A 19,666-nucleotide genomic window follows, 5' to 3' on the forward strand; every position below is an offset into this window, starting at 1 on the left:
CGCCCGCCGATCCGCTCGCCGGGAACCGGCGCCACGCCACTTCGTGAAGCGACTTTTCGCACAGCTTTCGGCAAGCTCCTCCGGTTCAATGACCGTGCAACCCGCACGACAGGGGGAAAGCTCATGTCCAGCTTACGGGCGGCCGGCGTCGGCCCGATCGTCGGTCACACCACCGCGACCAGCGCGCGCATCTGGATCCGCGCCGATCCCGACACCGACTCCAGCCGCGCGCTGGACTCCGACACGCGGACCATCGGTGTCATCGCGATCCTGTCGATCGGCGGGTCCCGGCCGCGCAAGAAGCCCTGCTACTATTTCAGGCTGCGCCGCGAGTTCGACCGCAGCGGCACGATCAACCTGGGCGTCGACCCGGAGACCATCGCCCTCGAACCGGACACCGATTACGTCCTGCGGGTCGGCACCCTTTTGCTGGACGATCCGATCGACGACCAGGAGGGCGCGGACTGGGCGCGCCTGCGAGGCCGCCTGCCGCCCGCCGATGCCTGGCTCGCCGACCTGGAAGCCCTGCCCGACGACAAGTCCGAGGCCGAGTTCCGGACCTTCCCGGCGGAAGACGACGGCCAGGACCGTCTGGACTTCCTGCTCGGCTCCTGCCGATATCCGGGCCTGCTTTGGAAGATCCGCCACGCCGACCGGATCTTCGCGCCGATGGCGCGCATGACCGACAGGGACGACGATCCCTCGCCGCCGCGCTTCACCCTGATGACCGGCGACCAGATCTACGCCGACATGTTCAACCGGCTGATCCCGATCGGCCGCGCGGACAGCTACGAGGAGTTCCGCGAGCGCTACCTGACGGCCTTCGGCTCGCGCAACATCCGCCGCCTGATGCGGCGCCTGCCGACCTACATGATCCTCGACGACCACGAGATCGAGGACAACTGGACCCAGGACCGCATCCGGCGCGACGCCAAGCACCTTCTCTTCACGATCGCGATCGACGCCTACCTCAGCTACCAGTGGAGCCACGGGCCGCGGAGCTTCGGCAAGCGGCTCTACTACCGCTTCGACTGCGGGCGCTATCCCTTCTTCGTCCTGGACACGCGGACCCAGCGCTACCTGGAGGGCGAGGACGGCGACTTGAGCGACAACCACATGCTCGGCCGCCCCACCCTGCCGGGCAGCCCGCCGGGGCAGCTCCTGCGCCTGCTCGACTGGCTCAGGGCGCAGCAGGAGGCCCGCGGCAACGTGCCGAAGTTCATCGTGACCTCAAGCGTCTTCGTGCCGAGCCCCATGTCGGGCCGCGCCGAGCGGGGCGACCTCGCCCAGGAAAGGAGCGACTCCTGGCCCGGCTTCCCGAACACGCGGGCGGCCATCCTGCGCTGCCTCGTCGACCACGGGGTGCAGAACGTCGTCTTCCTCGCCGGCGACATCCACTGCTCGAACGTCGCGCGAATGAGCTTCACGGGCAGCCCCGCGGCCGAGGACATCGTCGCCTATTCGGTCACCTCCTCGGCCTTCTACTGGCCCTTCCCCTTCGCCGACGGCGAGCCCTCGGACTACGTCCACGATTCCACCGCCGAGGGCCAGAAGGACAGCTTCACCTTCGAGGACGGCGGCCGCCGGGAGATCACGATGGACTACAAGGCCTGGAACTTCACCCAGGAGGACAACTTCTGTCGCCTGTCGCTGGACCGGGACCGGCACAGCCTGCGGGTGCGCGCCTTCGACAAGGACGGCGACGTGATCAGGGAGGAAGACGACAAGGGCGATCGCAAGCCCTTGGACGAGACCCTTGACCTCAAGCCCTGGTAGGGCCGGCCCCCGGTCGAAAAGCGGCCGTCGCCGCGCCGGCTATTCGTTGCCGGGCGGCTCCCACTTCGGCCGGCTGATCTCCTCGGCGAAGTTGTCGAACATGATGTTGAAGCTGACGCTGATCCGGTCGCCCTCGCCGCGGGGCGCGGGAACGGAATGCGCGAGCCAGGCCGGGAACATGATCAGCATGCCCTCCTGGATCAGCAGGGTGCCGTTGCGCGAATTGTACTCGTTGGGCGCGGAGACCCGGGGCGAGATGATGTTGGTCTGGGGCTTGGGGTCGTGGAACATGATGCTGTCGCCGCCCGCCGGCACCTGAACGTAGTAGACGCCGCTGAGGTAGTTGTTCGGGTGAGTATGGCGACGATGGTGTGGCGAGCCCGTCGACAGGACGTTGGCCCAGCAGCCGGTGATCACGAAGGATCCGTACTCGACCTGCAGATGCTGGAGGATGCCGCTCGCCGCCGTCTTGATGACGCCGTTCAGCTCCTCGAACTCCGGCCGGGTCTGCAGGTCGTTGGGGGTCTGCCACTGCACGGGACGCTCGGTCATCTCCGCCCGGAAGCCTTCGACCACCTCGAGGGCCGACCGATTGATGCGCTCGGCCTGCTCCGGCGCGAGCTGATGAATCCAGATGGGAATCGGGAAGAGATTAACGATCCTGGTCTCTTTGAACATCCGGGACGGCCTTCGGAATCGCTGAAGTCGGCGCGAGTGTAGGCGGGATCCCGGACCGCGGCAATCGACCTCGGTCATGGCCGCACGCGCAGCCCCCGAGCGACTCGTAAACTCGTGGAATCGACTTTCCACAAAGCAGGCGACGTCTCCGACCTCCTTGCCGGGAGCCCTTCTCGTGATCTGCCGGGCGGCGGGCCCTTGGGTCCGAGTTGCGGATCCAAGACAAGCCAGCGTAGAGTCGAACCAAAGGGATCCGCGCAAGGATCCCAGGAGAAAACAAAACCGAACGGGAGGCACTTCGATGTTGAAAGGTTTCAAGACCACGGCCGGCCGGCTGTCACTTGCCGGCCTTTTGGCGATCGGCCTGATCTCGCCGTCGACCTGGGCGGCGGATATCACCCTGCACGGCGCGACGCAGTTCGACGACAACCACGCCTTCAACCGCACCCTTCTCAAGTTCGAGGAGCTGGTGAAGCAGTACTACGGCAAGCCGATCGACTTCGTGCTGCATCGCAATCGCGAGCTGGGCCTGGAGAAGGACTACTTCGCCTACATGAGCCAGGGCATCTCGGTCGACTACGCGATCGTGGCTCCGTCTCACATGTCGACCTTCTCCAAGAAGGCGCCCTTGATGGACATGCCGTTCCTGTTCCGGGACCTGGACCACTGGAACAAGGTGCTCGACGGCGACGCGCTGAAGCCGATTGCCGACGACGTGGCAGAGGCGGCGGACGTGATGCTGATCGGCTACGCCGGCGGCGGCACCCGCAACCTGATCGTCAACAAGCCGGTAACCACAATGGAGGATCTGAAAGGCCTGCCGATCCGGGTGATGGGCGCGCCGATCCAGACCCGCATCTTCGACGCCATCACCGCGGCGCCGACGGTGATCGCCTACAGCGAGGTCTACACCGCCATCCAGACCGGCGTGATCGACGCCGCGGAGAACGAGGCGGCGGGCATCGAGCAGATGAAGTTCTACGAGGTCGGGCCGGAGATCTCCCTGACCCAACATGCGATCACCGTCCGGCCAATCGCCTTCAGCGGCAAGACCTTCCGGCGCCTGCCGGAGGATCTGCAGGCGGCGATCTTGAAGGCCGGCAAGGAGGCCGGCGCCCACGGCCGCAAGATCGAGTCCAGCGAGGACGAGGCGAAGCTGCAGAAGATGGAATCCGAAGGCAAGCTCAAGACCCATCAGTTCAGCGATCGGGCGAAGCTGCTCGAGCTGGCCGAACCGGTGAAGCTCGAGTACGCGAAGGAGCTCGGTGCGGAGAGCGTCCTCGATACGGTGAACGCCGTTAAGTAGCGCCATCCGCTTTTCCTTCGGACAGGTGACATCGGCTCCGGGCGCGTCGCCCCGGAGCCGAGGCCTGCCGCCCGACCCCTTGCCAGCGGCACGTCCTCGGCGATGAAGAAGATCCTCAACGGCTACTACCGGGTCCTTCAGGTGGCCATGACGCTGCTGATGGCCCTGCTGATCGTGCCCGTGGCGCTGCAGATCTTCTCGCGCTACACCGGGCTGATCCCCCGCTACATCTGGACCGAGGAGATCGCGCGCTTCTGCTTCATGTGGATCGTGATGATCGGCGCCATGATCGCGGTCCGCGACGGCACCCACTTCGACGTCGACGTCCTGCCGGCCTTCCGCTCGCGGCGGCTCGCGGCCGGACACAGGATCTTCGTGCACCTGGCGATGCTGCTGGTCGCCCTGATCTTCGTGACCTACGGCTACGACTTCGCCAGGTTCGGGGCGCAGCAGACCTCGGAGCTCGCCGGCCTGCCGCTGCTGACGATCTATATCGCCTGGCCCCTGGCCGGGCTCACCTGGTTCGCCTTTCTGGGCGAGAAGTTGATAGAGGATTTCAGGATCTTGTACCGGGGTGATCGGCCGTGACCCCGGGCGAGGTGGCCGCGATCCTGTTCACGACCTTCGGGGTCCTGATCTTTCTGCGCATTCCGGTCTCCTTCGCGCTGGGTCTGGCGTGCATTCCGGTCTTCTTCATCGATGACCGTCTGACCCCGATCCTGCTGCTGAACGAGATGTTCAAGTCCTACAACGCCTTCGTTCTGCTCGCGGTCCCCTTCTTCCTGCTCGCGGCGAACCTGATGAACACGGCCGGCATAACCGAGCGGCTGGTCACGCTGTCGCGGGCCATGGTCGGCCATCTGCCCGGCGGCCTCGGCCATATCAACGTGACGGTCAGCATGCTCTTTGCGGGAATCTCCGGCTCCTCGACGGCGGATGCCGCCGGCATCGGCTCGCTGCTGATTCCGCAGATGAAGAAGCAGGGCTACGACACCAGCTTTTCGGTCGCCATCACCGCCTGCTCCTCGGTCATGGGCGTCATCATCCCGCCCAGCATCCTGATGGTGGTCTGGGGCGGGCTGATGACGGTCTCGATCGGCGGCCTGTTCCTGGCCGGCGTGGTGCCCGGGGTGCTGATCGCGCTCTCGCTCATGGCGACCGTCTACATCTACGCCAAGATCAACGGCTATCCGGTCTTCGGGCGCGCATCGCTGCGCGAGTTCGGCGGCGCCTTCGCCCAAGCCGTCCTTGCGCTGATGACCCCGGCGATCATCGTCGGCGGAATCGTCGGCGGCTTCTTCACGCCGACCGAAGCCTCGGTGATCGCGGTGATCTACTCGGTGGTCCTGGGCCTGATGATCTACCGTTCGATCACCTTTGCCGAGCTGCCCAAGGTCCTCTACGACTCGGCGCGCTTCGCGGCGATTTCCCTGTTCTGCATCGGCACCGCCTCGGCCTTCGGCTGGGCGCTGGCCTACTTCCAGGTGCCGAGGGCCATGGTCGGCGAGATGGCGGCCTGGGGCCTCGGGCCGGTCGGCACCGGCTTCATGGTCGCCCTCGCCTTCCTGGTGATCGGCATGTTCATCGACGCCATCCCGGCGATCATCATCCTGGGCACCGTCCTCTGGCCGGTCGCCGAGGCCGCCGGCATCCACCCGATTCACTTCGCGATGATCGGCATCATCTCGCTGGCCTTTGGACTGGTGACCCCGCCCTATGGACTCTGTCTCCTGATCGCCTGCTCGATCGGCCAGATCAAGGTCGTCGCCGCCCTGCGCGACGTGGCGATCATCCTGATTCCGATGGTTCTGGTGCTGACCTTCGTGATCCTCTTGCCCGAGGTGATCCTGGCCCTGCCGCGCTGGATCCTGCCCAGGTTCGTCAGCTAATCGGGCTGGATCCGCGGCCGGATGACCGGCTCGCCCTTCACGCTGATGCGATGGAGCAGCCGGGTGTCGCGGGGGCCGGTCGCCGGCGGGATCAGCGTCGCGGCGTGGAGTGTCGAGAAGTTGTCCCAGGCCACGACGTCGCCGACCGCGTAGCGGTGCCGGTAGACCAAGTCCGGCTGGGTCGCGTGCGCCTTCAGTTCATCCAGCAAAGCGATCGCCTCGTCGTCCGGCATGCCGACGATGCCGAAGGAGCTCCCCGAGACCCCGTAGAGTGCCTTGCGCCCGGTCACGGGATGGCGGTTGACGAGCGGGTGGTAGACGTTCTTCACCTGCTTCTTCTGATCCTTGCTCAAAGGCGACGCCGAGGTCCGCGAAGACTCCTCGAGATCCGCGCGGTTGCCGTAGTGATGCAGGACGGTGAGGTCGTCGATCCTGCTCTTGGTCTTCTCCGGCAGCGTCTCGTAGGCCCGGTACATGTTCGCGAAACAGGTCTCGCCGCCCTGCTCCGGCGCCTGGATCGAATAGACCAGGGTGACGCTTCCCGGCTCTTCCTCATAGGACATGTCCGTGTGCCAGTAGGCCGCGCCGTCGTAGACGCCGATCGGCTCGCCGTCCTTGAAGACGTTGGACAGCGGAAGGATCTCGGGATGCTCGGGATGGCGCAGTTGGCGGAGGATGTGGGGTTGCGGCCGACCGAAGATCCGGGCGAAGCGGGCGAAGTCCCCGGGCGTCAGCGTCTGCTTCGGAACCACCATGACCTGATGGGCGAAGAAGGCGGCGAGCAAGGCCTCGATCGCCTTATCGCCCTTCAGCGCCGCGAGATCGAGCTCGCGGATTTCGCCGCCGAGTGCCTCCGAAAGTCTGTGCACAGCGAACATGTCCCCCACCGTGCAGATTCTTTGCAACAGCGCCGCGCTAGTTTAGCACAAGCATGTCTCACCGCAGCCTTCGGCCTGCGCCAGGCACCGCGAATCTGCGCCAGGCACCGCGAAAGGGACGTCAGCCCGGCAGCCGCAGCCCGTGGACCAGGGCCGGGTAGTCCGGCCGTTCGGGGCCGATCGCGCCGTGGCGGATCAGGAAATCGATGTTGACCAGGGCGACGTTGAACTTGAAGTCGTCGCCGGCCTCCAGGACCTCGAGCACCCGGGCGAGCGGCCAGAGGAAGAACTCTTCCACCTCGCCGTCGCTGCAGACCGGTTCGAAGTCGGCCGGCAGCTCCAGGTCGTAGCAGTAGAGCAGGTCGTGGCGCAGGCCTTCGGCCATCTCGGTGATGTAGGAGACGGCACCGACCGGCCGTGCCCTGGCCGCGAGCTCGGCCGGGATCGAGGCCTCCTCGGCCGACTCCTTGATCAGGTTCTCCTGCAGGGAGAATCCATAGGGCTGGCCGCCGGCGACGATGTGGTCCAGCTTGCCCGGCGCGGTTGCCTTGTCCAGGGCGCGCCGCCCGACCCAGAGGTGCAGGCCGTCGCCCCGGCGGACGAAGCCGTTGACGTGGATGCCGAGGCCGCAGGTGCCGAAGAGCGGCACCGCGCCGCGCTCCAGGCGCAGCAGCGGCGGCTCGGACCAGTCGGCGTGGACCGCGTAGTCCTCGTCGCGCAGGCGCAGCTTGGCCCCGGCCGCGGCCAGCGCCAGGACCACCTCCTTCAGCGCCGCCGAACGCGATTCGAAGTCGGCGTAGCGCGGCTTGAGCGCGACCGCTGCCTCGTCGAGGTCGAAGACCTCGTCGAAGGGCAGAAGCCGCGGCGCGAAGTCCCGGCGGATCCGGCCGACCCGGCGACCGTCCACCAGGAAGGGCAGATAGTCCTCCGGGGTCCAGCGGCGACAGGCCTCGATCCGGTCGCGCAGGCTCACGACAGGCGCTTCTCCGAGATCAGCACGCTGTCCACGTAGTGCAACTGGCGCAGGCAGCGGGCGACGTAGTGGGCGGTCTCGGCGCTCAGGCCGCGGACCTGGAGGTCGATCGAGAGCTCCCGTCCGGCCGGGCCGACCACGTCGCTGACCCAGCGCGAGGGCACCAGGTTGCGCTTGGCGAAGAGCTCGAGCACCCGCGACATCACGCTTGGCTCGGCCTCGGCCTGGATGGAAAAGCAGAACACGCCCGCGGCGGCGGGCGACGGCGATCGTCGGGTTTCGAAGAAAGGTGACGGGGCCTCAAGGGCCGGTGCAGAGGGCGACATGCTTCGCAAGCTCCACTTCGGTGATGACGAGGAAACGGCGAGTTCCCGGCTGCCCGCTGGGCGCCGGGCCGCTAATTCGCTCGTCGCGGCCGAAATGGGGTTGCGCTGTCATGGCTCGACCTTAGTCCCGGCCCGGAGGCGAATCAAGATTAACGACCCTGGCGGTCCGGGAGACCTTGCCGCAGGTCATCCTTCGACAGGCTCAGGATGAGGAGAAATGGTTGGAGACGGCTTCCTCTCAACGACAAGGATGAGGATGACCCGTAGCAGAAATCGCACCTCATCCTGAGCCTGTCGAAGGATGACCGTGGTCAAGAGCCCCCACCCCCTCATCAAGCACCTCGAAGATCTTGCGGACCTCTGCCGCTCCCGTATGGGGGTTCAGCAGCACCAGGCGTAGCCAGCGCCGGCCCTCGTAGAGCGGCAGGGAGAGAAAGATCCCGGCGTCCAGCAGACGCTGCTGCAGCGCCTCGACCACGGCGTCCTCGGCCCCGGCCGGGCGGAAGCAGAGCAGGTTGCTGTCGGCCGGCGCCGCCAGCTCCAGCCCGGACCGCCGTGCCAGCTCTGCGGCGACCTCGGCGGTCAGCGCCATGCCGGCGTCGATCAGCCGCGCCAGGCCCGAGCGGCCGAAATGCTGCAGGGTCAGCCAGAGCTTGAGCACCTCGGCCGGGCGCGTGCCCTGGAGGCCCAGCTCGCCCAGATTCACCGGGCCGCCGGTCTCGGCCATGTAGGGCGCCGCGACCCGGAAGTGCTCGGCCGGCAGCGCGGCGTCGCGGAACAGGCAGCAGGCGCAGGTCTTGGTTACGTAGAGCCATTTCTGCGGGTTGAAGGTGACAGAATCCGCACGTTCGATCCCGGCCAGGCAGTCCCGGTAGCGCGGGCTGAAGGCCAGGGCCCCGCCGTAGGCCGCGTCGACGTGGAGCCAGAGCCCTTCGCCCGCCGCGACCTCGGCGATGGCCGCCAGAGGATCGATCGCGCCGGTCACCGTCGTCCCGGCGGTCGCGACCACGGCGAAGGGCGCCTGTCCCGCCGCCCGGGCGGTCACGACGGCCGCTACCAGGGCCCGCGGCTCCATGCGCCCCTCCCGGCAGGGCACCGCGATCGCCGCCGCCCGGCCCAGCCCCAGGACCATGGCGGCCTTGGCCAAGGAGGTGTGGGCGGCGCTGGACGCGAAGAACACGGGCGGCCGCGCCAGGCCGCCAAGTCCTCGCTCCGCAACCTCCGGAAAGGCCCGGTTGCGGGCCACGGCGAGGGCCAGAGTGTTGGCCAGGCTGCCACCGCTCGCCATGACCCCGCCGGCCCCGCCCGGCAGCTCGAAGAGCCCGGCAAGCTCGGCCATCAGCGCGACCTCCAGGCGCGACAGGGCCGGCGCCATCTCGTAGCTCAGGAGGTTGTTGTTGATCGCCGCCGCCGCCAGGGCGCCGAGGATCGAGGCGGTCGCCGGCGGCGGGTCCATGTGCCCGGTCCAGCCCGGCGAGAAGGGATTCATCGAGGCTTCGAGCAGGCCCTCTAGCCGCGCCAGCACCTCGGCCTCCGCCACCGGCTCGGCCGGCAGCAGCTCCGGCAGCGGCCGGTCCTCGCGCGGCAGAGGCGGGCGCGCCGCCGCCCCGGCCAGCTGCGCGATCACCCGTCCCAGCCCCCTCTGCAAGAGCGCCTCGACCGCGTCGCGGTTCCCGCCCCGGGGCGAGACGAAGGCCGTCTCCGGCAGGCCGTCGAGATCCATGATCGATCCCTCTTGTCCCCGCTTCCCAGCGCCAAAGGCTAACCCGCCGCCGCGGTAGGGGAAAATCGCATTATTGTCGCGGCGACAAAGCTGTGCCCTTTGACCTGCGGGCGCGTCGCCTTAGGCTGACGACCGTCCCGACAACTCAGACGATGCCCATGGCCCTCGACGCGCTCCGCATCTCCGGCTACCGCTCCCTCAAGGAGCTGCGCGTCCCGCTGTCCGGCCTCAACGTCTTCACCGGGCCCAACGGCTGCGGCAAGAGCAACCTCTACCGCGCTCTTCTCCTGATCGCGGCGGCGGCACGCGGCGAGCTGGCCAAGGCCCTGGGCGAGGAAGGCGGCATGCCCTCGGCGCTCTGGGCCGGGGAGCGCGGCAAGGGCAGCGTGCGGATGCGGCTCGGCTTCGCCAGCGAGAACTGGGACTACGAGATCGGCTGCGGCCTGCCGAACATCGGCAGGACCTACAGCGCCTTCATCCTCGACCCCTTGGTCAAGGCGGAGGAGGTCCGCTACATCGGCGGCAGCCGGCCGGTCGCATTGCTTGAACGCAAGAACGCCAGCGTCTGGCTGCGCGGCGAGGACGGCCGCCGGGTCTCCTATCCGCTCTCCGTGATCCCCTCGGAGTCGGCCCTGTCGCAGATCGTCGATCCGCAGCTCTATCCGGAGTTGGCGGCCCTGCGCCAGGACATCGGCGATTGGCGCTTCTACCACCACTTCCGCACCGATGCCGACACGCCCCTGCGCCGGCCCCAGACCGGCGTCCTGACGCCCGTGCTCGCGAACGATGGGGTCGACCTCGCCGCGGCGCTGCAGACCGTCCTGGAGCGCGGTGACCGTAGCGGCCTTGAGGAGGCAATCGACGACGCCTTTCCGGGTTCGGAGCTGGTCATCTTCCAGGAGCGCGGTCGCTTCGAGGTCGGCTTGACCATGCCCGGCATCCAGCGCCCCTTCGAGGCGCGCGAGCTCTCCGACGGCACCCTGCGCTACCTCTGCCTGCTGGCGGCGCTGATGAGCCCCTGGCCGCCGGGCCTGCTCGCCCTCAACGAGCCGGAGACCAGCATCCACGCCGACCTGCTGGCGCCCCTGGCGCAAATCGTCCTGCGCGCCGCCGAGACCACACAGATCCTGCTGGTTACCCACTCGGGAAGCCTGGCCGACCACCTCGAAGCCGGCGGCGCCGCGGTCTTCCGCCTGGAGAAAGTCGAGGGGGAGACCGTGCTGGCGGGCTAGGCCGCCCTCAGTTAGCCCCCGGCCGGGTCGCCTGGATGTCGATGAAGATCACCACCTCGTTGCCGACCACCGAGGTGTCCTCCCAAAGGCCCTGGCCGACGCCGTAGTCGAGGCGCTGCACCTTGAGCTCGCCCTTTGCAACGGCACGCAGCTGGCCGGGCTGATCTGGATCGGGCGCGACCTCCAGGGTGAAGGGCAGGACCACGTCCCTGGTCACGTCGCGCATTGTCAGGCGGCCGCTCGCCTCGTAGCCGCCGTCGCCGTTCTGCGCAAAGCCCTCGGCCTCGAAGCGGGCGCTGGGCCAGGTCGCGACGTCGAAGAGCGAGGCCGAGCGGATGGTGTCGTCGCGGTCCTTGCTCTCGCTGTTGACGCTGGCGATGTCGATAGTCACCGCCACACGACTCCGGTCCAGCGCCTCGGGATCGAAGCGGATCTGCGCCTCGAAGGTCTCGAAGACGCCCTCGACCGGGGCGCCGCCCTGGGTCGCGATGAAGCCGACCCGGCTGCCGTCCTCTACGCGCCAGTCCGGGGCCTCGGCCCAGGCCGGAGCCCCCGCAACACACAGGGCCGCGATCGCGGCCAAAGCCCGCAGCTTCACCTCGCCGTCTCCTCCTCCGTCTATGCCCCAGGCAACATGCGCCGCAGGACGTCGTCCTTGAGCTGTAGATGGTGGCGTAGCGCCGCCCCCGCATGGATCAGGAACAGGCCGCAGAGCGCCCAGCCCATCAGGTGATGGGTCTCCTCCAGGATCTCCTTCAGCCCCGGGTTTGGCCCGGTCAGGTTCGGCAGGGTCAGCGTGCCGAAGATCACCACCGGGAAGTTGGCCGCCCAGGAATGGACGATCCCGGTGACCGGCTGGGCGAAAAGCAGCAGGTAGAGCAGCAGGTGGCTGGTCTTGGCCGCCAGGCGCTCCCAGCCCGCCATCCCCGTCGGCAGCGGCGGCGGCGGCGAGATCCAGCGCCAGACCAGGCGCAGGAGGGTCAGGGCCAGGACCGTCACGCCCAGCGACTTGTGCAGGTTGTAGACCTTGAGCTTCTCCGGCCCCAGGGGCAGGTCGGTCATGTAGGCCGCGATCACGATCAGCGCGACCACGAGGGCGACCGTGACCCAGTGGAAGAGCTGGGCCAGGGCCCCGTAGCGGCCTTCGCCGTTGCGCAGTCTCATCTCGGCGGCCCCTCGGAGGTTGCGGCGCGGCGCGATCCTGCCACGTCCGCGCCCGCCCGGTCTACTCGACCCTGCGCAGCTCGGTCTCGATCATGATGTCGACCGTGTCCGAGGTCAGCGGCGCGTAGAGCCCGAGATTGAACTCGCTGCGCAGGACCCGGGTCCGGGCCGAGAAGGCCACGTACTGGGCGCCCTTGTAGGTCTCGCTGTAGGCGCTCAGTGGGTGCTCGCCCTGGAAATTGAAGGTGACGTCCAGGGTCACCGGCTTGGTCACGCCGTTGACGGTCAGGTCGCCCTCGACCTGGCCAGACTTGGAGCCGGTCTTGCGCACCGCGGTGCTGACGAAGGTGATCTCCGGGTGCTTCTCGGCGTTGAAGAAGTCGGCGCTCTTGAGGTGGTCGTCGAACGCTGGGACGTCGCTATCGATGCTGTCGGTCTTGATGGTGACCTCAATTTTGCTGGTCTCGGGCTTCTCGGAATCGAAGACCAGGGTGCCGTCGACGTCGTCGAAGCGAGCCGACTGGTTCGACAGGCCGAGGTGGTTCCAGAAGAACAGGATCTTGGTGTGACCCTTGTCGAAGGTGTAGGTGTTCGCGGCCTGTGCTGCCGTGCCCAGCGCCAGCGCCGCCGCCATGCCGCCCGAAACGGCGAGGGCTCGCCAAAGCGTCATCTTCGTCTTGCGCATCCCTGCTCCTCCTCTTTGCTTCGTCACTGCGCCGCCTCGCAGCAAATCGGCGCGGCCGGCACAAACCTCATCTCCGTCTCCCGGCGTCTCCCGAGCCATTCGGTCCGGCACCTTCCTGCAAGACCCCTACGCGCGACCCGCGGGACCGGATCTAAGGGCAAGGTAGTGGGTGTGGGGATTCTCCGGAATGACTCGTTTCTGCGGAATTTCTGTGCGTTCATGCACAGCTGATACTGGAGAAAGGCAGGCCCATGCCCCTGACCTCGAACGACCTCGGGACCGTGTTGGCGGTGGCCCGCGGCGGCTCGCTCTCGGCCGCGGCCCGCGCCCTGGGGGTCAACCACTCGACGGTCTCGCGACGTCTCGCCGCGCTCGAGGCCGCGACCGGCCAGACCCTGTTCCGGCGGCTGAGCCGCGGTTACGCCCCGACCCCGGCGGGCGAGACCCTGATCGAGGCGGCCGAGCGCCTGGAGGCCGAGCTTCAGGGCCTGGAGCGCCTGCTGAGTGGCCGCGACATCCGGCTGCGCGGCACCTTGCGCCTGACCGCCCCGGACGACGTCGCCAACCACCTCCTGCTGCCGCTTCTGGCGAGTTTCCGCCGGGCCTTTCCCGGCATCCTACTCGAGCTTGTGATCGACAACCGGACCCTGAACCTGGGCCGGCGCGAGGCCGACGTGGCCCTGCGCGCGACCAACAGGCCCCAGGCGAGCCTGGTCGGCCGCCGCGTCGCCGGCCTGGCCGCCACCGTCTACGCCGCGCAGCGCCTGGTGGACAAGGCGGGGCAGCCAGAGGACCTGCCCTGGGTCGCCTGGGAGGACGACGGACAGAGCAACAACCTCAAGTCCTGGATCGAGGCCAAGGCGCCGCCCGAGCGGATCGCCTACCGGGCGAACAGCGTCGCCAACCAGTTTGCCGCCCTGCGGGCCGGCATGGGCCAGGGAGTCCTGCCCTGCTACCTCGGCGATCCGGCGCCGGACCTGGTCCGGATCCTGGCGCCCCAGCCCGAGCTGGAAGCCGGCCTCTGGATCCTGACCCATCCCGACCTGCGCCAGGCGGCCCGGGTCGCGGCCCTGACCGAGTTCCTCTTCACCGAGCTGAAGCGCCGGGAGCCCCTGCTCAACGGCCGCGCACCTTAGGAAGCGACGGCGAGGAAGGCGATGCCGACCGCGGCCGCCGCGACGCTGCCACCCAGGACCACGACCAGGACCGCGGTGATCAGGCCGCTGGCCGTGGTGTCGAAGAGCAGCAGTCGCTTGAAGGGCATGAGGACGAAGGGCAGCAGGACCAGGACCAGCAGGGCCCAGAGGCTGATCCGCGGCACCTGGACGATCATCAGGTAGACGAAGACCAGGAGGGCGCCGCCGCCGCTGAACACCGGCAGCGGCCCGAAGCTGCCCGGCGAGCCCATCAGCATCAGCGCCGCCAGGCGCCAGAGGGCGTAGCCCAGCGCCGAGGCGGCCACCGCAGCGGCGAAGAGGCCGAGGCCCACCGCGTCGGCGACCAGGGCGGTGCCCGCCGCCCCGCCGCCGGCCAGGCAGAGCACCAGGGCGCCGGGCAGGGCCCCGGCCTGCGCGGCCATGGTCCTGAAACGGAAAAGCCAGACCGTCCCGCCGATCCAGGCCGCCAGCAGGACCATGACCCCGCTGAAGCCCGGCCCGACCATCAGCTTGGGCCAGGCAAGCCAGACCAGGGCGACCAGGGGAAAGCCGAGCAGCGCCGGCTCCTCGCCTGGCTTGGACAGGTCGGAGACCTCGAAGACCATGCCGAGCAGCGCCGCCGCAACGACCAGATAGAAGACCTTGCCCAGGCCGGTCTGCGGCGGAAAGGGCTCCGCGGTCCCGGTCAGCAGGAAGGCCAGGATCACGCCGGCCACGATCGACAGGCTCATCATCGCCGGGCCGCGCTTCGGACCGCCGCTGACCCGCAGCAGGCCGGCCAGGACAAGGCTCACTGCGAAGGGCGCGATCACGGTCTCGAAGACGGGATCGTTCAGGATCGTCGGGTTGATGGCGAAGCTCCCGGGATCGAGCGGAGCGCAAGGCCCCGGCGGCGCGGTCCGGCGGATAGAGAAGGGGCCGGTGGCGGGTGCTGCTGCAGCCCCGCTTCCGGCCCCGCGGCGGTTCGGGGCGAAGATAGGCAGCCCGCTCGCCCGGGGCAATGCCCCAGCCGCGCTTTCCTGGCGGAGGCGCGGCGCGGGGCCCTCGCGCAGCCTGACGCGAGGCCGAACCGAGCTCGTATTCGGGTCGCGCCAATCCGATGAAGGAAAGCGGCACGCAGGTTCGAAGCCGATGCGGCTTCAGAGGATCCCGCTTCAGGGCCTGGGCACCTCGGCCAGGAGCCGCCGGAACCTCGGCTCCGCGCGTAGCGGATCGATGTCCCGGTCGTGGTCGGCCCAGGCGGCATGGGAGAATCCGGCCTCGACGACGCTCTCGAGGCAGTCCAGGGCCGGACCGATCTCGCCCGCTCGGGCGAGCCCGCAGACCAGGTAGAAATGGTGAGAGTCCGAGTCCTCGAGGAGGCCGAGGGCGGTCTCGATCCCCCTTTCGGCTTCGCCAATCTCGATCGAGATGCAGACCCGGTCGCAGAGCGCCCGGCGGTCTTCGGGACTCGCCTCCAGCCGCAGGTCGACCCGTCGCCGGGCCATGACCAGATCGGCGCGGCTGCGCGCCTCCTCCCCCAAGGCCCGCCGCGCCTTCGACGCCAGCGCGAGGGAATGGAAGTCGTCCGAGCGCAGCGTTGCCGCCCGCTCCAGGGCGGTCGCGGCGATCCGGTAGTCGCCCCGGGCGAAGCAGGCCCGGCCCAGCAGGTAGTGGGTCTCCGGCAAATGCCGGTTGAGCCTCACCGCGCGGGCGAAGCTTTCGAGCCCCAGGTCGTCCTGGCCGGAGGCGGTCAGGGCGAGGCCGAGCGCGGCGTGGGCCTCGGGCGCGCCGGAGTCGTAGGCCACCGCCTGCCGGCCGCAGAGCAGCATGCGCCCGCGGTCGCCTCCGGCGCGCCCGAAGTAGCGGTCCATGAAGAACAGGCACTTCGCCAGGCCCGCGCTGGCCAGCGCGTAGGTCGGATCGGCGTCGAGGATCCCGGCGAAGGCGGCCGCCGCCCGGGTCACGTTGCGCTCGCCGCCGCGAAAGAACAGCTCGCAGCCCTCGAGATAGGCGACGTAGTGGTCGAGGTCCTCGAAGCCGGCCGAGGACTCCGGCGCCAGAGGCTCGACCAGAAGCCGGTAGCCCGTCTTGTAGAGGGTCTCGATGTAGCGCGGCCGGCGCCTGTCGTCGCCCAGGGCCCTGCGCAGCTCGGCGACGGCGTGGGTCAGCACCTCCTCGCCGACGGTGACCTCGGGCCAGACCTCGTCCAGGAGCTCGCCGCGCGCCAGCACCCGGCCCCGGGCCTCGCAGAGCGCCACCAGCACCCGCATCGCCTTGGGCGTGAGCCGCACGACCTCGGAGCCGCGGCTGACCCGCCGCGTTTCCGGATCGACCAGGCATTCTCCCAGGACATACATCGCTGTTCCCCCGAAGGCGCAGTCTAGCCGCATCCGGGCCCCGGCCAAGCCCAATTCGGGGGACTTCCAAGCGCTGCCGTGGCTTCCGATGGCGTGTCCCGGCGGGTGCCGGGCCGCTTCCTTGTGGCCGCGGTCGGCGATGTCGGCCATGATCGCGCAGGGGCCTTGGTTCACGGAGCATGGATCGCCGCGAGTCCGGCCTCCGGCGACGGCGCGGCGCCCGACCGGCTCCGAGGCCCGCAGCACGGCAGGGGGGGAGCGATTCCATGCCCATCGAGAACTACGTGAGGGACTTCGTCACGGTCTGGGTGGTGGTCGATCCGATCGGCACGGTTCCGGTCTTCATCGCCGTGACCGCCGCCCTCTCCGACGGTCAAAGGCGCCGCGTGGCCCTCCGCGCGGCCCTGATCTCGGGCGCGGTTCTCCTCGCCTTCATCCTGGTCGGCCAGATCCTGCTCGAGGCCCTGGACATCTCCCTGGTCTCCTTTCAGATCGCCGGCGGGATTGTGCTCTTCCTTTTCGCCCTGCAGATGATCTTCGGACCGGGCAAGCCCGATACCGAGGTCGCCCAGGCGGAAGGCGAGGCGCATCCCCAAGACGTCGCCGTCTTCCCCCTGGCCGTCCCCTCCCTGGCCTCCCCGGGCGCCATGCTGGCGGTGGTCGTGCTGACCGACAACAACCGCTACAGCATCCCGGAGCAGGCGGTGACGACGGGCCTGATGTTCCTGGTCATCCTGGCCGCGCTGCTGCTGATGCTGGGCGCCGGCTTCATCAACCGCCTGATCGGCATTTCCGGCGCCAGCATCCTGAGCCGGGTGATGGGGCTGATCCTCGCCGCCGTCGCCGTCGACAACGTCCGCGACGCCCTCCTGCCCGCCCTCGCGACCTGAGCGGGGCGGCGGCAGCCGTCGAAGCGAAAGAGATTGTGCTACACGAAATGAGCGAGTCGTGTAGACTGAATTTCTAACCGTCGCCCCGGATCTGCGAGCCTGATCTCGGCGTCAGGCAGACACCGACCTCTTCCTCGATCCGGGACGCATTCTACTGAATCTGATGTGACAGGCAGTCGGCTCCGGCTCGGAGAGGCCGTGTGCGATGCCGATGCAATCGAGTCGTCGGCTGGAAAGGTATGAGAGAGGGCCCTGCCGGCCCATGCGTCCGGCTGGCTGAGCCCGCGAGCGCGCCTGCCAGAAAGGGAAGGAACGATGAAAATCAATCGTTTCCTTGGGTCGGCGCTCGTAATGCTGCTTCTCGCCGCGCCGGCGCTTCCGTCCCGCACGCTCGCCGCCGCCGACGAAGCCGCGTCCGTGAGCTTTGCGGGCGTGAAGGAATTCGACGCCGCCGGCGGTGGCGTCGTGGACGGCGCCACGATCCTGCACCGCGGCGCGGAGGGTGTGGCCTATACCTTCAGCACCCGGGACCTGCAGCGGGCCGCGCCCTACACCAACTGGTGGGTGACCTTCAACAACCCCGAGGCCTGTACCACGCCCTGCGCCTGCAGCGACGTGGACTTCGAGAACGCCGCCGTCGACATCGGCGTGTTCTTGGCGACGGGCCGCGTTTCCAACGGCTTCGGGCAGGCGGAGTTCGCGGCCGAGATCGACTACGGCGAGCTGCCCGACGGCAGGGACCAGGTCCCCTTCGCCCCCGCCTTCGCCAGCCCGATCGAGCCCGGCGCCGAGATCCATCTCATCGTCCGGGCGCACGGCCCGAGGCTGTTCGGCGCCGCCCTCGAGGCGCAGCTGACACAGTTCAACGGCGGCTGCCCGCCCCATCCGGTGGATAGCCTCGACGGCTGCATCGACGTTCAGTTCAGCGTCCACCGCAGCCCGCAGTGCAAGGCCGGGGACGACGACGATGACGACGACTGATCCGGATCCGCTCGACGGCGCCGCGACGAAGGGCGGCGGCGCTTAGCCCTCCCGCGCGCGACCAAGGGATTCAGGCCGCTTCCTTGTGGCTGCGGTCGACGATGTCGACGATGTCGGCCATGATCGCGGTCAGGTCGTAGTCCTTGGGGGTATAGACCGCGGCGATGCCGGCCTCGGCCAGCAGGGCGGCGTCCTCCGGCGGGATGATGCCGCCGGCGACCACCGGCAGCTCGCCCAGGCCCTGGGCGCGCAGGTGGCGGATGACCTCCTGCGCCAGGGGCACGTGGGAGCCGGAGAGGATCGACAGGCCGACCACGTGGACGCCCTCCTCCAGGGCGGCGCCGGCGATCTGCGCCGGGGTCAGGCGGATGCCCTCGTAGACCACCTCGAAGCCGGCGTCGCGGGCGCGCACCGCGATCTGCTCGGCGCCGTTGGAATGGCCGTCCAGGCCCGGCTTGCCGACCAGCATCTTGAGCCGCCGGCCGAGCCGCTGGGAGACCTCCTCGACCCGCCGGCGCACCGCGGCCAGGCCGGCGCCGTCGGCCCCCAGCCCGACCGCCCGGCCGACCCCGGTCGGCGCCCGGTACTCGCCCCAGATCCGGCGCAGCGCCTCGGTCCACTCGCCGGTGGTGACCCCGGCGTGGGCGCAGGCGATCGAGGGCTCCATGATGTTGCGGTCCTCCTTGGCGGCCGCGCCCAGGGCCTCCAGCGTCCGGCCGACCTCGGCCGTGTCGCGGGCCTCGCGCCAGGCCTGCAGCGCCGCGACCTGCTCGACCTCGACCGCCGGGTCGATGGTGAGAAAGTCGGCTTCCCCGGTGGTCAGCGGCGAAGGGGCGGTCTCGGTGTAGGCGTTGACCCCGACCACGACCTGCTCGCCGGCCTCGATGGCGGCCAGGCGCCGGGCGTTGCTCTCGACCAGGCGCTCCTTCATGTAGGAGGCTTCGACCGCCGCCACAGCGCCGCCCAGCTCCTCGATCCGGGCTAGCTCGGCCTCGGCCTCTTCGATCAGTTCGCCGACCTTGGTCTCGATCTCGGCCGAGCCCGCGAAGATGTCGCCGTACTCCAGCAAGTCGGTCTCCTCGGCGACGATTTGCTGCAGGCGCAGGGACCACTGCTGGTCCCAGGGCCGGGGCAGGCCCAGGGCCTCGTTCCAGGCCGGCAACTGCACCGCCCGGGCGCGGGCGTCCTTGGACAGGACCACCGCCAGCATCTCCAGCAGGATGCGGTAGACGTTGTTCTCCGGCTGCTGCTCGGTCAGGCCGAGCGAGTTGACCTGGACGCCGTAGCGGAAGCGCCGGAACTTGGGGTCCTCGACCCCGTAGCGGCCGGCGCAGATCTCGTCCCACATCCGGGTGAAGGCGCGCATCTTGCAGAGCTCGGTGATGAAGCGGACCCCGGCGTTGACGAAGAAGGAGATCCGCCCGACCACCTTGGGGAAGTCCTCGGGCGGAACCTGGCCGGCGGCGCGCACCGCGTCCAGAATCGCCTGGGCGTTGGCCAGAGCGAAGGCCAGCTCCTGGACCGGCGTCGCCCCGGCCTCCTGCAGGTGATAGGAGCAGACGTTGACCGGGTTCCACTTGGGGATCTCGCGGTAGGTGAAAGCGATCACGTCGGTGGTCAGCTTCATCGAGGGCTGCGGCGGGAAGACGTAGGTGCCGCGCGAGAGGTA

At 68.9% G+C, this 19,666-nt stretch carries 19 protein-coding genes; 8 read left to right on the forward strand and 11 right to left on the reverse strand.

Annotation, left to right across the window (positions count from 1 at the left end):
• Positions 1–123 precede the first annotated feature (123 nt).
• Positions 124–1,776, forward strand: coding sequence for an alkaline phosphatase D family protein (locus tag QNJ30_24050; protein ID MDJ0946533.1), 1,653 nt, complete (start codon positions 124–126; stop codon positions 1,774–1,776).
• 39 nt (positions 1,777–1,815) lie between these two features.
• Here QNJ30_24050 and QNJ30_24055 read toward each other — a convergent pair whose 3' ends face one another.
• Entirely contained in the window at positions 1,816–2,454 is a 639-nt protein-coding gene (locus QNJ30_24055; protein MDJ0946534.1) for a TIGR02466 family protein, read from the reverse strand.
• A gap of 301 nt (positions 2,455–2,755) precedes the next feature.
• On the opposite strand from QNJ30_24055, the gene QNJ30_24060 reads away from it, so the two are divergent.
• From QNJ30_24060 to QNJ30_24070, 3 genes are all read left to right on the forward strand, one after another.
• On the forward strand, positions 2,756–3,760 hold the full coding sequence (locus QNJ30_24060) for a TRAP transporter substrate-binding protein (GenBank protein MDJ0946535.1): 1,005 nt from the start codon (positions 2,756–2,758) through the stop codon (positions 3,758–3,760).
• 102 nt (positions 3,761–3,862) lie between these two features.
• Positions 3,863–4,348 carry a TRAP transporter small permease gene (locus QNJ30_24065; GenBank protein MDJ0946536.1) on the forward strand — a complete coding sequence of 162 codons (486 nt, stop codon included), beginning with the start codon at positions 3,863–3,865 and terminating at the stop codon, positions 4,346–4,348.
• Entirely contained in the window at positions 4,345–5,649 is a 1,305-nt protein-coding gene (locus tag QNJ30_24070; protein ID MDJ0946537.1) for a TRAP transporter large permease, read from the forward strand. Before QNJ30_24065 ends, QNJ30_24070 begins: the two co-directional genes overlap by 4 nt.
• On the opposite strand, the gene QNJ30_24075 is transcribed toward QNJ30_24070, so the two are convergent.
• The 4 genes from QNJ30_24075 to QNJ30_24090 form a co-directional block, all read right to left on the reverse strand.
• A complete protein-coding gene (locus tag QNJ30_24075) occupies positions 5,646–6,527 on the reverse strand; it encodes a TauD/TfdA family dioxygenase (GenBank protein ID MDJ0946538.1) in 882 nt (293 codons plus the stop codon). The genes QNJ30_24070 and QNJ30_24075 overlap by 4 nt on opposite strands.
• Before the next feature lie 121 nt (positions 6,528–6,648).
• Positions 6,649–7,500 carry a DUF4743 domain-containing protein gene (locus QNJ30_24080; GenBank protein ID MDJ0946539.1) on the reverse strand — a complete coding sequence of 284 codons (852 nt, stop codon included), beginning with the start codon at positions 7,498–7,500 and terminating at the stop codon, positions 6,649–6,651.
• Positions 7,497–7,826, reverse strand: coding sequence for a hypothetical protein (locus QNJ30_24085; protein ID MDJ0946540.1), 330 nt, complete (start codon positions 7,824–7,826; stop codon positions 7,497–7,499). Before QNJ30_24085 ends, QNJ30_24080 begins: the two co-directional genes overlap by 4 nt.
• 280 nt (positions 7,827–8,106) lie before the next feature.
• A complete protein-coding gene (locus QNJ30_24090) occupies positions 8,107–9,549 on the reverse strand; it encodes a pyridoxal-dependent decarboxylase (GenBank protein ID MDJ0946541.1) in 1,443 nt (480 codons plus the stop codon).
• Positions 9,550–9,707: 158 nt separating this feature from the next.
• Here QNJ30_24090 and QNJ30_24095 point away from each other — a divergent pair, with 158 nt between their 5' ends.
• On the forward strand, positions 9,708–10,781 hold the full coding sequence (locus QNJ30_24095) for an AAA family ATPase (GenBank protein MDJ0946542.1): 1,074 nt from the start codon (positions 9,708–9,710) through the stop codon (positions 10,779–10,781).
• 7 nt (positions 10,782–10,788) lie between these two features.
• On the opposite strand, the gene QNJ30_24100 is transcribed toward QNJ30_24095, so the two are convergent.
• The 3 genes from QNJ30_24100 to QNJ30_24110 all read right to left on the reverse strand — a co-directional run bounded on the left by QNJ30_24100 (position 10,789) and on the right by QNJ30_24110 (position 12,630).
• A complete protein-coding gene (locus QNJ30_24100; GenBank protein ID MDJ0946543.1) occupies positions 10,789–11,379 on the reverse strand; it encodes a YceI family protein in 591 nt (196 codons plus the stop codon).
• A 20-nt stretch (positions 11,380–11,399) separates the two neighbouring features.
• A complete protein-coding gene (locus tag QNJ30_24105; GenBank protein ID MDJ0946544.1) occupies positions 11,400–11,945 on the reverse strand; it encodes a cytochrome b in 546 nt (181 codons plus the stop codon).
• 61 nt (positions 11,946–12,006) lie between these two features.
• Positions 12,007–12,630, reverse strand: coding sequence for a YceI family protein (locus tag QNJ30_24110; protein MDJ0946545.1), 624 nt, complete (start codon positions 12,628–12,630; stop codon positions 12,007–12,009).
• A gap of 251 nt (positions 12,631–12,881) precedes the next feature.
• Here QNJ30_24110 and QNJ30_24115 point away from each other — a divergent pair, with 251 nt between their 5' ends.
• On the forward strand, positions 12,882–13,766 hold the full coding sequence (locus QNJ30_24115) for a LysR family transcriptional regulator (GenBank protein ID MDJ0946546.1): 885 nt from the start codon (positions 12,882–12,884) through the stop codon (positions 13,764–13,766).
• Here the strand turns inward: QNJ30_24115 and QNJ30_24120 are convergent.
• Both QNJ30_24120 and QNJ30_24125 read right to left on the reverse strand, forming a co-directional pair.
• The gene (locus QNJ30_24120; GenBank protein MDJ0946547.1) at positions 13,763–14,599 is read right to left on the reverse strand and encodes a hypothetical protein; all 837 of its coding nucleotides are present in this window, start codon (positions 14,597–14,599) and stop codon (positions 13,763–13,765) included. The genes QNJ30_24115 and QNJ30_24120 overlap by 4 nt on opposite strands.
• Before the next feature lie 342 nt (positions 14,600–14,941).
• Entirely contained in the window at positions 14,942–16,300 is a 1,359-nt protein-coding gene (locus QNJ30_24125; protein MDJ0946548.1) for a winged helix-turn-helix domain-containing protein, read from the reverse strand.
• 92 nt (positions 16,301–16,392) lie between these two features.
• On the opposite strand from QNJ30_24125, the gene QNJ30_24130 reads away from it, so the two are divergent.
• Positions 16,393–17,016, forward strand: coding sequence for a MarC family protein (locus QNJ30_24130; GenBank protein MDJ0946549.1), 624 nt, complete (start codon positions 16,393–16,395; stop codon positions 17,014–17,016).
• A 315-nt stretch (positions 17,017–17,331) separates the two neighbouring features.
• A complete protein-coding gene (locus QNJ30_24135) occupies positions 17,332–17,997 on the forward strand; it encodes a hypothetical protein (protein ID MDJ0946550.1) in 666 nt (221 codons plus the stop codon).
• A gap of 70 nt (positions 17,998–18,067) precedes the next feature.
• On the opposite strand, the gene QNJ30_24140 is transcribed toward QNJ30_24135, so the two are convergent.
• Positions 18,068–19,666, reverse strand: a 1,599-nt coding sequence (locus QNJ30_24140; GenBank protein MDJ0946551.1) for a protein meaA, incomplete at its 5' end; no start/stop codon positions are given.

This window comes from Kiloniellales bacterium, assembly GCA_030066685.1.
Taxonomy (GTDB): Bacteria; Pseudomonadota; Alphaproteobacteria; order Kiloniellales; family JAKSBE01; genus JAKSBE01.

Bases quoted from the DNA above. Each gene is read 5' to 3' on its own strand.
- QNJ30_24050 (MDJ0946533.1), top strand. From the start codon at position 124: ATGTCCAGCTTACGGGCGGCCGGCGTCGGCCCGATCGTCGGTCACACC.
- QNJ30_24055 (MDJ0946534.1), bottom strand. From the start codon at position 2,454: ATGTTCAAAGAGACCAGGATCGTTAATCTCTTCCCGATTCCCATCTGG.
- QNJ30_24060 (MDJ0946535.1), top strand. From the start codon at position 2,756: ATGTTGAAAGGTTTCAAGACCACGGCCGGCCGGCTGTCACTTGCCGGC.
- QNJ30_24065 (MDJ0946536.1), top strand. From the start codon at position 3,863: ATGAAGAAGATCCTCAACGGCTACTACCGGGTCCTTCAGGTGGCCATG.
- QNJ30_24075 (MDJ0946538.1), bottom strand. From the start codon at position 6,527: ATGTTCGCTGTGCACAGACTTTCGGAGGCACTCGGCGGCGAAATCCGC.
- QNJ30_24085 (MDJ0946540.1), bottom strand. From the start codon at position 7,826: ATGTCGCCCTCTGCACCGGCCCTTGAGGCCCCGTCACCTTTCTTCGAA.
- QNJ30_24090 (MDJ0946541.1), bottom strand. From the start codon at position 9,549: ATGGATCTCGACGGCCTGCCGGAGACGGCCTTCGTCTCGCCCCGGGGC.
- QNJ30_24095 (MDJ0946542.1), top strand. From the start codon at position 9,708: ATGGCCCTCGACGCGCTCCGCATCTCCGGCTACCGCTCCCTCAAGGAG.
- QNJ30_24105 (MDJ0946544.1), bottom strand. From the start codon at position 11,945: ATGAGACTGCGCAACGGCGAAGGCCGCTACGGGGCCCTGGCCCAGCTC.
- QNJ30_24110 (MDJ0946545.1), bottom strand. From the start codon at position 12,630: ATGCGCAAGACGAAGATGACGCTTTGGCGAGCCCTCGCCGTTTCGGGC.
- QNJ30_24115 (MDJ0946546.1), top strand. From the start codon at position 12,882: ATGCCCCTGACCTCGAACGACCTCGGGACCGTGTTGGCGGTGGCCCGC.
- QNJ30_24130 (MDJ0946549.1), top strand. From the start codon at position 16,393: ATGCCCATCGAGAACTACGTGAGGGACTTCGTCACGGTCTGGGTGGTG.
- QNJ30_24135 (MDJ0946550.1), top strand. From the start codon at position 17,332: ATGAAAATCAATCGTTTCCTTGGGTCGGCGCTCGTAATGCTGCTTCTC.